Source organism: Corynebacterium sp. MSK012, from assembly GCF_030232435.1.
GTDB lineage: Bacteria > Actinomycetota > Actinomycetes > Mycobacteriales > Mycobacteriaceae > Corynebacterium > Corynebacterium jeikeium_D.
Genome location: NZ_JASPJU010000008.1, coordinates 154,068 through 166,912, shown reverse-complemented (window position 1 = coordinate 166,912; position 12,845 = coordinate 154,068). Strand labels below are relative to the sequence as shown.

Genomic DNA, 12,845 nt, shown 5'->3' with positions numbered 1-12,845 from the left:
AACCTCGGCATCCAAAAAGGCTGGATCAAATAACCGCAACACGCCCGGAAAAGACACACTTTTCTTTACTTAACCCCCGACTAGCGCCTAATCGCAGCAATAAAAAATAAAAATAACGCGACCTGCTCGCTGTCCATTCCACGGGGACGGCGCACAGGTCGCGTCATTTTTTCGAGTGCAATTGGAGGTTGCTATGACTGCAGTGGAAGAAGCTCGGATAATCAAGGGAACCGGTCTCCACCTGATGCTCATACTAACTACCACCAGCACTAATGGGAATAAGAAAACGAGAATGTTTCGTTAATCACCCCCATGATGACCATCCAAAACGCCTACCCTATCCACCCCAAAGCCCCAGGGTCCCGTCTGTCAGATATGACAAAAATAGCCATTCACCTGGCTTTGTAGGTTAGCATTACCTAACATTGCCGACTGTCGAGGATAGTCTGGATTCAATAGCAACCTCCAACCGCAACGGGGGTAGTTTTCCGGGAAGGTTGGGCACAATATCCGTCGTCAAGCGATTTCACGTCATCAATCGGGAAAAAACTTTTAAAAAAACAAGTGTCTCTCATCACACTCATGCATAATGGGGTACAACAGTCATAGTCACTATGACGATGAACCGAGGCCATCGCGTTTATCTGCAGCGTTTATCTGCGACGTACGAAAAGGCCTTAAGACAAAAATTCCACGACAATATTTCTAGGAGCATGTCATGAAGGACTTTCTGCCCCGTACTCACTTCGAAGAAGAGCACAACATGTTCCGCGACATGGTTCGCGGCTTCGTCGAGAAGGAAATCACCCCGAACGTAGAGCGCTGGCACAAGGAAGGTCAGCCGGACCGCGAGATTTTCAAGAAGGCCGGCGAGCTGGGCCTGATTGGTATGTCCACCCCGGAGGCATACGGCGGCGGCGGAGAGATGGACTTCCGCTACAACCAGGTCCTGAACGAGGAGCTCTCCAACGCTGACTGTGGCTCCATCGTCGTTTCCTTCGGCGTTCTCAACGACCTGGTCGCTCCGTACCTGGCCAAGTTCGGTAACGAAGAGCAGAAGCAGAAGTACCTGGCTTCCATGAACGCCGGCGACACCATCGGCTGCCTCGCTATGACCGAGCCGGGCGCCGGTTCTGACCTGGCAGGTATGCGCACCTTCGCCAAGAAGGACGGCGACCACTACGTCCTCAACGGCACCAAGATCTTCATCTCCAACGGCATGATGGCCGACTTCGCTCTCGTCGCAGCTATCACCGACCCATCCAAGGGCCGCGCTGGCGTCTCCATGTTCATCGTCGACGCTGATCTCGAGGGCTTCACCAAGGCTGGCCCGCTGCAGAAGGTCGGCCTGAAGGCTCAGGACACCGCTGAGCTCAACTTCGACAACGTCCGCGTTCCGGCCGAGAACCTGCTCGGCGAAGAGGGCGCTGCCTTCGGCTACCTGCGCACCAACCTCGCTCACGAGCGCCTGACCCTGGCTTGCGGCTCTGTCGCAACTTCCCGCCGCGCCTGGACCCTGGCTTACAAGTACGCTCAGGAGCGCGAGGCATTCGGTCGCCCGATTATCCAGCACCAGGTCCACGGCCACTACCTGGCTGACATCGCCACCCGCGTCACCGCCCTGCAGGCTTTCGTTGACCAGGCCGTTATGGCCCACAACGCTGGCCAGCTGGACGAGACCGGTGCTTCCATGGCCAAGTACTGGACCACCGAGGAGCAGCAGGACATCGTTACCCGCTGCCTGCAGATGTTCGGCGGCTACGGCTTCATGCTCGAGTACCCAATCTCCACTCACTACCTCGACTCCAAGGTCCAGACCATTTACGGTGGCACCAACGAGATCATGAAGGAGATCATCTTCCGTCGTATCGCCAAGGGCGGCGCAGAGTAAACAGCGCACGTCGGTCTAGCCGATTCGCCCCAAACCTCGTCAGGTCTTCCTGGCGGGGTTTTTGCATACCTCAAAGTAGGTGGCTGGCGATTATTTACGAGGCTGGATTAGAGCTCCCTTCCCCTGTGCCATACCCCTCACCAAAAACATTACCCCCTACAAAACCGAAACTATACAATGAGATGCCCATCTCATATACTAAGATTCTGTTAGGTAATGGTGATGCACTTCACCAAATTCCCTCCTAGGCCGCGCGAGCGCGTGACCGGAGATGAAGGATTGGAGTTCCAGAGGTATGAGCACAACCAACTCGACCGCTACCCCTCAGCGAAGGGAGGTGTTTTCCACCCGAGCAGCCTTCATTTTCGCCGCTATCGGCTCGGCAGTCGGGCTTGGAAACATCTGGCGTTTCCCCTATGTCGCGTATGACTCCGGCGGTGGCGCTTTCCTTATCCCCTACCTGGTCGCACTTCTGACCGCGGGTATCCCACTGCTCTTCCTCGACTTCGCCATCGGCCACCGCTTCCGAGGGTCCGCACCGAAGTCGATGCGTCGCATCAAGCCCTGGGCTGAGCCAATCGGCTGGATCCAGGTCGGTATCGCCTTCTTCATTACCGTCTACTACGCCGTTATTATCGCGTGGTCCTTCATCTACGCCTGGAAGTCCATCCGCAAGAGCTGGGGCCCAGATGCCGAGACCCACTTCATGAAGGACTTCCTCCAAGTAGACACCGAGAGCGTCTTCTCTCTGGACTTCGTCCCCTCGATTTCCATCGTCCTGCTCATTGTCTGGGTACTCGTCATCGGCATTCTGGCCGCTGGTGTGGACAAGGGCATCGGTAAGGTCTCGATTGTCTTCATCCCACTGTTGACCATCCTCTTCGTCGCAGTGGTCATCTACTCCCTGACGCTCGACGGCGCCGCAAAGGGCCTGGACGCATTCTTCACCCCAGACTGGTCCGCACTCACTGACTCCAGCGTATGGATTGCCGCCTACGGCCAAATCTTCTTCTCCCTGTCCGTGGCCTTCGGCATTATGCTGACCTACGCCTCCTACCTGAAGCCACGCACGAACCTCACCGGTTCCGGCCTGGTCACCGCGTTCGCAAACTCCTCCTTCGAGGTTCTCGCCGGTATCGGCGTCTTCGCCACCCTGGGCTTCATGGCAGCGCAGTCGGGTCAGGCCGTTGACGAGGTCGCAACCTCCGGTATTGGTCTTGCCTTCATCGCATTCCCGACGGTCATCTCTGAGATGCCAAAGGTCATCGGTTCGGTCTTCGGGCTACTGTTCTTCCTCTCCCTGGCAATCGCCGGTGTGACCTCCCTGATGTCGCTGCTCGAGGTCGTCGTCTCCGCAGTAAAGGACAAGCTGAACCTCGGCCGCGTCCAGGCCACCCTCACCGTCGGTGGCGCCATGGCCGTCATCTCGCTGCTGGCCTTCCCGACCACCTCAGGTCTGGTAACCCTCGACATCGTAGATAAGTTCACCAACAACGTCGGTATCGTCCTGGTTGCACTGCTGACCATCATCGCAATCGACTGGATCCTGCGCCGCACCAACGAGTTCGCCATGCACCTCAACGCCGTGTCCTCGTTCAAGGTCGGCACCATGTGGCAGATCTTCGTCGGAAACATCACGCCGGTCATTCTCGCCGTCATCCTGTTCCAGGAGCTCATTGGACTTTTCCAGGAAAACTACGAAGGCTACTCCGACACCCAAATCGACATCTTTGGCTGGGGTGTCATCGGCGTGATTCTCATCGGCGCTCTGATTATGGCCATCCTGCCTTGGCGCGGCCAACACCGTCTCGATGGCCCTCCGGGCTCGGACTTCGGTGTGACGCCAGATTTCAAGCGGTCCTCACACCTGCCACGCAAGCACACTCCGGAAACCGAGGAGGTTTAAGCCAAATGTCCGGTATCGCAATTGTCATGATGGCACTGTTCATCATCGTCATCTGGGGCGGTCTGGCGGTCTCGCTGGTCAGCCTATCCAAGCACCCTGACGAGGTTTCCGGTGAGCTGGGAGATCACCCAGAACTCACCAGTGAAGTACTAGGAGCACAGGAAGAGCAGTAGTTCTTCACTACTACCTCTCCCCTGCCACTCCAGGTATCTGCCTTACTCACCTACGAAATGCGGTGGTCGCTTCTCCAAGAACGCGGCCACCGCTTCCTTATGGTCGGCCGAGACCGCCAAACGAGCCTGCGCGTCCGCCTCCGCCGCAGCGGCAGACAAGGTATCCCGGCGCAGCAGAGCCTTAATCTCCTTCAGCGCGGCCGTCGGCCCCGCCGCAAACTGGACAGCCAACTCACGTGCCCGAGTCGCTGGATTATCCACCACTTCAGTGACCAGGCCGAGGCTCAGGGCTTCGTCGGCAAGCACCTTCTTATCGAAGAACAACAGCTCACGCGCCTTCGCGTCGCTGACCATGCGCGGCAGCAGCGCCGACATGCCACAGTCCGTGGCCAGGCCAATCGACGGGAACGCCGCCTTGAACGACGCCTTCGGGCCCGCGATACGGAAATCACAGTGCAGCGCCAACGACCAGCCGGCACCCGCCGCAGCACCTTCGATAGCGGCAATAACCGGAACGTTAATCGCGGTCAGCTCCGCGACCATCGGGTTGTACTCCTCGACAACCTTGCCCATGCCGGCGCCGGACTGCAGGTCAGAAATGTGCTCCTTCAAATCCTGGCCCGTACAAAACGCCTTCGGCCCGCCGAGCAGGATAACAGCGCGCACATCCGGCTCCTGTGCACGCTCAAAAGCGGCCTTTAGCTCCAAGCGGAGATTCTTATCCAGGGAGTTATAGGCATCCGGGCGGTCGATGGTGATGGCTAGAATGCCGTCGGAAAAGTCTTGAGTAACGTTGCTCATAACCTCGCAGGTTATCGCAATCTCCCCCGCCTCGGACGCACTTTTGCACCAAATCACTCGCCGCGAGTAACAAGGGACACATGACACTTCCACGCCCCGCCACGCCTGACGACGTCCACGAGATCGTCGACCTCATCAAAGACCTGGCGGCCTACGAAAAAGAACCCGATGCCGTCCGACTGACCCCCGAGCGCCTGCGCGAACAGCTCTTCGGGGACAACCCTGCAATCTTCTGCCACGTCGTCGACTCCACATCCGGAAATTTGGACGACGGCGCCGGTGGCGGTGATGGCGGTGTTGGTGGTGTTGCTGGCGGTGTTGGCGGTGTTGGAGGCAGCCCGCGCCTCGACGGCATTGCACTGTGGTTCCTCAACTACTCCACCTGGGAAGGCACCCACGGCATCTACCTCGAAGACCTCTACGTCCGCCCCGAGGCACGCGGCACCGGCAAGGGCAAAGCACTGCTGCAGAACCTCGCGCGAATTGCCGTGGAGCGAGGCTACTCACGTGTCGAGTGGTGCGTCCTGAAGTGGAATCAACCCTCCATCGATTTCTACCGCTCCCTCGGCGCCTTCCCCATGGACGAATGGGACACCTTCCGCCTCACCGGCAGCGCCCTGCGCGACTTCGGGGCGTAACAGACGGCAGCGCGTGGTGCGGCGGTACGGCGGTGCAGCTGCGCTGCGTTTTGCGCCGTGAAAAGTCCGGATGTGGATAACTGCTAAACCGGCTGACTTATCCACAGCCTGCCCCCATAGGCGTTGTCCCCCTACATCCGGACTTTTACCTTCAAAGGCATGACAGTTCTTGGGACGCTCGCCGCACTGGCCTCGCGTGGAATGGACACGCTAGCGGAACTCCACGCCGCGCGTCCCGACGGCCACGACGCCACCTCCCACCTGGCGGCAACCCTCGGCCTTGACCCGGCGCGCCTCCGGCTTTTGCTACGCGTCGCCGCCCACTATCTCCAACCCGCTGACACCGAGGAAAACACCAAAGCCCGCGAAGACGCCACCGCCCTTGCGCGCCAGCTCGGCCTCAGCCTGGACACCTGCGTGCTTATCGACAAGCGCAGCCGCCAAGTCAACAACGCCGAACTCCACGACAACCTGCGGCTCACATTCGTCGCTGCCGCCGAACGCCTCGGCTTCGAAGAACTCGATCTCTACATGCGGGAAACTCTCACCGAGCTCAACACCGAAGACGAGCCACCCCAGCATCTGCGCGCCCGATTTTCCCGGAAGGTAGACATCCGGGGAATGAAGCACTTCCACATCTCCGGCCCCTCGGATATGCTCGACAATCTCCTGTCGCCACTTACCATCCGTGCCGCAGAAATCCGGAAGTCCCATCCGGAGTTTTCCCACGACCGCTGCGTCGGCCAAGCGCTTGCCGAGCGCCTCGAGCATGCCGATGCCGCAACGCCCGTCGACAAGCTCGATGAAATGCGCTACCAACCCGCCATCATCATCACCGCACAAGACCTCATCGACTACAGCCCGCGATTCGCCGCCACCACCAACGGCTCCGCGCTCGCCCCCGACGTCTTCCTTAACGCCCTACTCGCCGACACCGGGTGGGCCGTGCTTTACGACGAGCACAGCGCCATTACGGACTTATTTCCCATCGGCAACCCACGTCTGGCGACTGAAGAGCAGCGCATCGCGATGCTCATCGACAACCCCATCTGCGCCTGGCCCGGCTGTGAACGCCCCGCCTATAGCGGACAAGCGCACCACCTAGTCGCCCACAAAAACGGCGGCACAACCACGCTGGACAACCTCACCATGGTCTGCCGAGAACACAACGGGCTTAACGACGACGACCGGGAAGGACGCAACGGCCACCTCGAACGCATCCCCACATCCGGACATATTCGATGGCGCCCGCCGGATAAAACTCGGCCGCCGCTGTTTAGCAACTCATTCGTGACATCAATGTCCGGGAGGTCCTACGCCGGATACCGGGCAGGCACGACGAAACAGCTCGGGCCGGAGCCACCACCTCCGGACCAAAACCCGGATGTACGGGAAAACCCGTCCTAGCGCACTGCTAGAACGGGTACTTGCGCTGCAAAAACGCAGAATTAGATGAGGTTCCAGTCCTCGATGCCGTCGTAAAGCGGGAATTCCTGAGCAATCTTCGAAACACGAGCACGCAGGGAGTCAACATCCGCATTCTTGCCGGCGGCGAGAGCAGTACCGATGACATCGGCGACCTCGGTGAAGGCCTTCTCGTCGAGACCACGGGTGGCCAGCGCCGGAGTACCGATACGAAGTCCGGATGTAACCATCGGAGGACGCGGGTCAAACGGAACAGCATTGCGGTTGACGGTAATGCCAACAGCGTGGAGCAGATCCTCGGCCTCCTGGCCGTTCATCTCAGAATTGCGCAGATCCGCCAGAACCAGGTGGACATCGGTGCCGCCAGTGAGAACATCGACGCCAGCCTCGGCGCAGTCGGAAGCGGTGAGACGCTCAGCCAGAATGCGGGCACCAGCGAGAGTGCGCTCCTGGCGCTCCTTGAACTCCTCGGTACCAGCAATCTTCAGCGCCACGGCCTTGCCGGCGATGGCGTGCATCAGCGGGCCACCCTGCTGCCCCGGGAAAACAGCGGAGTTCAGCTTCTTGGCGTACTCCTGCTTAGCCAAAATCATGCCCGAACGTGGACCACCGAGGGTTTTGTGAACGGTGGTCGACACAACGTCAGAATGCGGAACCGGCGACGGGTGCAGACCGGCGGCAACCAGGCCTGCGAAGTGCGCCATGTCCGTCCACAGCTTCGCACCGACCTCATCGGCGATGGAACGGAAAGCTTCGAAGTCGAGGTGGCGCGGGTACGCCGACCAACCTGCGATGAGAACATCCGGCTTTTCTGCGAGCGCCTGCTCACGCACCTTGTCCATATCGATCCGCATAGTGTCCTTGTCCACACCGTATGCGGCGACGTGGTAGAGCTTGCCGGAGAAGTTCAGCTTCATGCCGTGGGTCAGGTGACCGCCGTGTGCCAGGTCGAGGCCCATAATCTTGTCACCGGCGTTGATTAGCGCATGCAGAACGGCAGCGTTGGCCTGCGCACCTGCGTGTGGCTGAACGTTGGCGAACTCAGCGCCGAAGAGCTCCTTGGCGCGGTTGCGTGCCATGTCCTCGACGACGTCGACGTATTCGCAGCCACCGTAGTAACGACGGCCCGGGTAGCCTTCGGCGTACTTGTTGGTCAGAACCGAGCCCTGAGCTTGCAGCACTGCACGTGGAACAAAGTTCTCACTGGCAATCATTTCGAGCATGTCACGCTGACGAGAGAGCTCCCCTGCCATTGCCTCTGCGAGGTCGGGATCGAGTTCACGCAGCGATTGGTAGCGGACATCGTTATTGTTAGACCCGGTCATGAGTAGGTTTTCGACCTTTCAATGAAACTTCAATGCCACAGGCCATGCTAGCCCTTTATGGGGCAAACCACGAAAGCAGCACCATTCAGGTATGCCCCCTTTATTGACTCGTTTTCCGGTTTTCGGCACCCCCTTGGCACAATTGGAAGTATGACGCGCGCAACATCCCCCAGCCCGTACGTCGAGTTCAAACGCGAGCAGTGGCGCGAAATGCGCAAGAATATGCCTCTGGTGCTGACGGAAGAGGAAGCTGAACGACTTTCCGGTATCGGTGAAAACATCGACCTGGACGAAGTCGCCGAGGTCTATCTTCCGCTTTCTCGTCTGATTCACATGCGTGTGGCGGCGCATCGGGAGCTGAACGCCGTAACGTCGAACTTTCTTGGGGAAAATCCTTCGAAGGGGGCGTCGGTGCCGTTTATTATCGGCGTCGCGGGTTCGGTGGCGGTCGGCAAGTCAACGACGGCGCGTTTGCTGCAGGTCCTGCTCGAGCGCTGGGAGACTAATCCGCGGGTGGACTTGGTTACTACTGATGGCTTCCTCTATCCTTCTGAGGAATTGAATCGCCGTGGGATTATGCAGCGCAAGGGGTATCCGGAGTCGTATGATCAGCGTGCGTTGATGCGGTTTGTCACGGCGGTGAAGTCGGGGGCGCGGCATGTGAAGGCGCCGGTGTATTCGCACACGCTCTATGACCGGGTGCCGGATGAGTTCGTCGATGTCGATCGTCCGGACATTCTCATTCTCGAGGGGCTCAACGTTTTGCAGACGGGCCCGACGCTGATGATTTCCGATCTTTTCGATTTCAGTGTCTACGTCGATGCCCCGCGCGCGGACATCGAACGCTGGTACATTAATCGTTTCCTCAGTCTCCGCCAGACGGCGTTTCGCGCTCCGGGCGCGCACTTCGCGGATTACGCCACGCTTGACGACGAAGCTGCGGCCGAGGTGGCCCGACGCATTTGGCAGCAGGTGAACTTGCCGAACCTGACGGAAAATATTTTGCCCACTCGAGTGCGGGCGTCATTAGTTCTTACGAAGTCTCGGGACCACAAGGTTTCGAGGGTCCGGATGCGCAAACTCTAACATCCGGAAATTTTTCCGGATGTAGGGAGGTTATTTGCCGAAGCGGCGTGAGCGCTGCGAAAAGTCTCGAAGTGCGCGGAGGAAGTCGATGCGGCGGAATTCGGGCCAGTAGGTATCGGTGAACCAAATCTCGGAGTAGGCGGTTTGCCAGAGGAGGAAGCCGCTGAGCCGCTGTTCTCCGGAAGTGCGGATGACCAGATCGGGGTCCGGTTGTCCGGATGTGTAGAGGCGGCGAGAAATGGCATCGGTGGTGATGCGCTCCTCAAGCTCGGAAGCATCGATTCCCTCGGCGACTGATTCCCGGATGATTCTGCGTACTGCGTCGACGATTTCCTGCCGGCCGCCGTAGCCAACGGCGATGTTGACCTGGATGCCGGTGTTGTTCGCGGTGACTTCTTCGTCGTGACGCAGCCGGGCGGTCATTCTTTCCGGAAGGAGCTCGAGGTGGCCGACCATGCGCAGGCGCACGTCGTTAGGCGATTGCGCCAATTCGTCGACGACGTCGGCGATGATGTCGAACAGTAATTCCAGCTCTTCGGGGTCTCGCCCGAGGTTTTCGGTGGAGAGCAGGTAGATGGTGACCAGCTCGATTTCCTGCTCGGCGCACCAGCCGACGAATTCTGCGATTTTGCGGGAGCCGACGCGGTGGCCGTGGCTGACGTCGGTGAATCCAGCCTCCCTCGCCCAGCGGCGGTTGCCATCGGCCATGATGGCAACGTGCTTGGGGCGAGGTTTTCCTTCTAGCTCTTGGGCTAGTTTGCGCTCGTAGAGCGGATAGGCGATCCGCCGGAGTGAGGACGGCTGGTTTTCTTTCACATATGTAACCCTACCCAATGGGCACGGCCACTTTGTGCTTAGTCGCGTGCCTGCCGACGCTTCCGAACTTCTGCCGCAAGCGTACGCAGCAGCCGGTCGGTGGTTTCCCAATCCATGCACGCATCGGTGACGGACTTGCCGTATACGAGGCCCTTACGACCATCGGTAATTTTTTGCGCGCCGGCTTCGAGGAAGGACTCCATCATGATGCCGGTGATGCGCTCGTCGCCGCCCCCGATGAGCTTGCCGAGCTCCTCAACGACCTCGGCCTGGCGCACCTCGGATTTTCCGGAATTGGCGTGGGAGGCATCCACCATGATGCTGACGGTTTGCTCGGCCTTGTTCAGGCGCGCTTCGGCGTCGTTAAGCGATTCTTCGTCCCAGTTCGGGCCGGAGGTGCCACCGCGGAGGATGATGTGGCAGTTGTGGTTGCCGGCGGTTTCGACAACGGCGGCGCGGCCTTGGTCGTTCATGCCGAAGAAGAAGTGCGGGTTTGCTGCGGAGACCAGCGAGTCCACGGCGACCTGGACGTTGCCGTCGGTGCCGTTCTTGAAGCCGATGGGCACGGAAAGTCCGGAAGCGAGCTGACGATGGACCTGCGACTCCGTGGTGCGCGCACCAATTGCACCCCAGGAGACGGCGTCGGAAATGTACTGCGGGCTGTTGGGCTCGAGGAATTCGGCGCCGGCGGGCAGGCCGGTGCGCAGGACCTCGATGAGTACCTCGCGGGCCATGTGCAGGCCCTTGTTGATTTTGAAGGAGCTATCCAGGTCGGGGTCGTTGATGAGTCCCTTCCAGCCGACGGTGGTGCGCGGCTTTTCGAAGTAGACGCGCATGACGACCAGCAGGTCCTCGTCGAGCTCATCGGCGGTGGCCTTCAGGCGGCGGGCGTAGTCGATGGCGGCCTCAGGGTCGTGAATGGAGCACGGGCCGACAACGACCAGCAGACGATCGTCTTCACGGGCGATGACGCGGGCGACGTCGAGTCGCGACTGCTCTACCTCGTTAACCAGGTTTGGGGTCAGTGGCTGTTTGGCCATGACCTCTTCTGGGGAGGGCAGGTCGTGGAAGGCTACGACGCGGCGGTTCGCGGTCGAGGCGGGGGCTTCGAGGGAAGTTGGAGGGGTCATCTGAGGTCTCTTTTCTCTGGGTGATTAGTTGCGCATTTTGGCTGTAGATACGACAAAAGGCAGCGCCCCGATTGGTTGGGGCTGCTGCCTTTGGCTCCGGTTGGTGGCGACGTGACGATTAGCCGCCGGCTGTGACTATGTCGTCACTGCCTCCGGAGCCTTCGAAAAATAAAATCGCCACATACGCATGTGCTTGACTGTAGCGCACTGCCTAGAATCCCGCAATTCGAACTCCAAATCCCGCCACATGGGAAACAATCAGGGGTGCACACATTGCCCGTCGTCAAGCGGCGCGCACATGCCTTGACGCTAACTACTCCGCTTCACGACGCTGCTCTGCTGCAGCCATCGCTTTATCCACGGCCTCGGAATCAAAGGGATCCATACCGTGCGCCTCGGCAAACTTCCGGCGGGCGGCCATGCGCTTCGCGCGCCGCGAGAGATCCCAGCCGAGAGCCAGGATGACGATGAGCAAAACGACAATGATGAGCAGGCCAATAGGAGAGGCCTTACCGAAGTCAGCACCCCGCGGACCAGTGGGGTTCTGCGCCAGGAAAACTGTCGTGCGAGCCGCCAAGGCATCGAAGCTTTCAATCATGAGTTCCAGCTTAGCGTTAATTCCGGACTATTCCGCGTCGGGGTCGATACCGGCGAAGAGATCGGTCTCTGGCAGCTCAGTCTGCACGCGAGTGCGGGCGAGCTCAAACTCTTCGGTCGGCCAAACGCGCTGCTGAATGTCTACTGGCACGGCGAAGAATGGCCCGTTCGGATCGATCTGCGTGGCGTGCGCCAGCAGCGCCTGATCCCGCTGCTGGAAGTAATCGCCGCACTCGACCTGTGTGGTCACGCGGGTCATGATGTCGCCGGGAGTCTTAGTCCAACGGCGGAAGGACTCGGCCAGCGGACTTTCCAAGCCGTTGTCACGGTAGTAGTTATCCAGCGCGATGAGGCGCGCCTTGATGAAACCGTGGGTGTAGTAGAGCTTGAAAATCTCCCATGGTTCACCGAGCTCGGGGTACTTATCCGTTCCAGACTCCAGCCAAGCGCGCATGGACACGATGTGGGTCATGATGTGGTCCGGGTGCGGGTAACCACCGTTTTCGTCGTAGGTAATGACAACGTGCGGGCGGAATTCCCGGATGGCCCGAATGAGAGGCTTGGTCGCATCCTCGACCGATTGGCGAGCAAACACACCATGCGACAGCACCGGCACCGGGTTGCCCGCAGGCAGACCGGAGTCGGTAAAGCCGAGCCACTCATGTTCAACACCGAGAATCTCAGCGGCTGCAGCCATTTCGTGAACGCGCACCGCGGCGATATTCTCCCGCACCTCCGGCCGATCCATCGCCGGGTTGAGAATGCTACCGGCCTCACCGCCGGTGCAGGTCACCACTTTGACGCGATGCCCTTCCGCCGCATATCGGGCCATTGTTGCGGCGCCCTTGCTCGATTCGTCATCAGGATGAGCGTGAATTGCCATCAGACGAAGTGCCAATTGAAGTCACTCCCGCTACTATCTCAGTCCATGTTTTCTGGCCGAGGCCGGGGCCCTTCGACCGCAACGATGCTACTACAGCACCGTTTCAATACCGCCCCACTATAGCGCTGCACCATCATATGACCACGCAGCATCGCTACTCGGTGGAACAACATA

At 59.5% G+C, this 12,845-nt stretch carries 12 protein-coding genes; 6 read left to right on the top strand and 6 right to left on the bottom strand.

The genetic code is table 11. The annotated features are described in order from the left end of the window. The first annotated feature begins 718 nt into the window (after positions 1-718). From QP977_RS07235 to metS, 3 genes are all read left to right on the top strand, one after another. The gene (locus tag QP977_RS07235) at positions 719-1,891 is read left to right on the top strand and encodes an acyl-CoA dehydrogenase family protein (protein ID WP_005510658.1); all 1,173 of its coding nucleotides are present in this window, start codon (positions 719-721) and stop codon (positions 1,889-1,891) included. A gap of 295 nt (positions 1,892-2,186) precedes the next feature. Beyond that, positions 2,187-3,797: a sodium-dependent transporter gene (locus tag QP977_RS07230; protein ID WP_069359264.1), complete on the top strand. Its 1,611-nt coding sequence runs from the start codon at positions 2,187-2,189 to the stop codon at positions 3,795-3,797. Positions 3,798-3,802: 5 nt separating this feature from the next. After that, the gene (gene metS / locus QP977_RS07225; RefSeq protein WP_048733989.1) at positions 3,803-3,970 is read left to right on the top strand and encodes a methionine/alanine import NSS transporter subunit MetS; all 168 of its coding nucleotides are present in this window, start codon (positions 3,803-3,805) and stop codon (positions 3,968-3,970) included. Positions 3,971-4,012: 42 nt separating this feature from the next. On the opposite strand, the gene QP977_RS07220 is transcribed toward metS, so the two are convergent. Then, positions 4,013-4,771: an enoyl-CoA hydratase-related protein gene (locus QP977_RS07220; protein ID WP_070642105.1), complete on the bottom strand. Its 759-nt coding sequence runs from the start codon at positions 4,769-4,771 to the stop codon at positions 4,013-4,015. A gap of 80 nt (positions 4,772-4,851) precedes the next feature. Between QP977_RS07220 and QP977_RS07215 the strand changes: the two genes are divergently transcribed. Next, entirely contained in the window at positions 4,852-5,409 is a 558-nt protein-coding gene (locus tag QP977_RS07215; RefSeq protein ID WP_284847222.1) for a GNAT family N-acetyltransferase, read from the top strand. 159 nt (positions 5,410-5,568) lie between these two features. After that, positions 5,569-6,816, top strand: a complete 1,248-nt coding sequence (locus QP977_RS07210; protein WP_284847221.1) for an HNH endonuclease signature motif containing protein — start codon at positions 5,569-5,571, stop codon at positions 6,814-6,816. Positions 6,817-6,857: 41 nt separating this feature from the next. Here the strand turns inward: QP977_RS07210 and glyA are convergent, their stop codons facing one another. Continuing rightward, positions 6,858-8,159: a serine hydroxymethyltransferase gene (gene glyA / locus QP977_RS07205; protein ID WP_005510713.1), complete on the bottom strand. Its 1,302-nt coding sequence runs from the start codon at positions 8,157-8,159 to the stop codon at positions 6,858-6,860. A 150-nt stretch (positions 8,160-8,309) separates the two neighbouring features. Here glyA and coaA point away from each other — a divergent pair, with 150 nt between their 5' ends. Then, positions 8,310-9,245 carry a type I pantothenate kinase gene (coaA, locus tag QP977_RS07200; RefSeq protein ID WP_038626177.1) on the top strand — a complete coding sequence of 312 codons (936 nt, stop codon included), beginning with the start codon at positions 8,310-8,312 and terminating at the stop codon, positions 9,243-9,245. Between the two features lie 30 nt (positions 9,246-9,275). Here the strand turns inward: coaA and QP977_RS07195 are convergent, their stop codons facing one another. The 4 genes from QP977_RS07195 to mca all read right to left on the bottom strand — a co-directional run bounded on the left by QP977_RS07195 (position 9,276) and on the right by mca (position 12,671). Next, positions 9,276-10,061 carry an isoprenyl transferase gene (locus QP977_RS07195; protein WP_016423188.1) on the bottom strand — a complete coding sequence of 262 codons (786 nt, stop codon included), beginning with the start codon at positions 10,059-10,061 and terminating at the stop codon, positions 9,276-9,278. 38 nt (positions 10,062-10,099) lie between these two features. Then, positions 10,100-11,191: a 3-deoxy-7-phosphoheptulonate synthase gene (locus QP977_RS07190; RefSeq protein WP_049172260.1), complete on the bottom strand. Its 1,092-nt coding sequence runs from the start codon at positions 11,189-11,191 to the stop codon at positions 10,100-10,102. A 313-nt stretch (positions 11,192-11,504) separates the two neighbouring features. Beyond that, positions 11,505-11,789: a hypothetical protein gene (locus tag QP977_RS07185; protein ID WP_147766736.1), complete on the bottom strand. Its 285-nt coding sequence runs from the start codon at positions 11,787-11,789 to the stop codon at positions 11,505-11,507. A gap of 27 nt (positions 11,790-11,816) precedes the next feature. Continuing rightward, complete coding sequence (mca, locus tag QP977_RS07180; protein ID WP_069359268.1) at positions 11,817-12,671, bottom strand: mycothiol conjugate amidase Mca; 855 nt, start codon at positions 12,669-12,671, stop codon at positions 11,817-11,819. Positions 12,672-12,845: the final 174 nt, after the last annotated feature.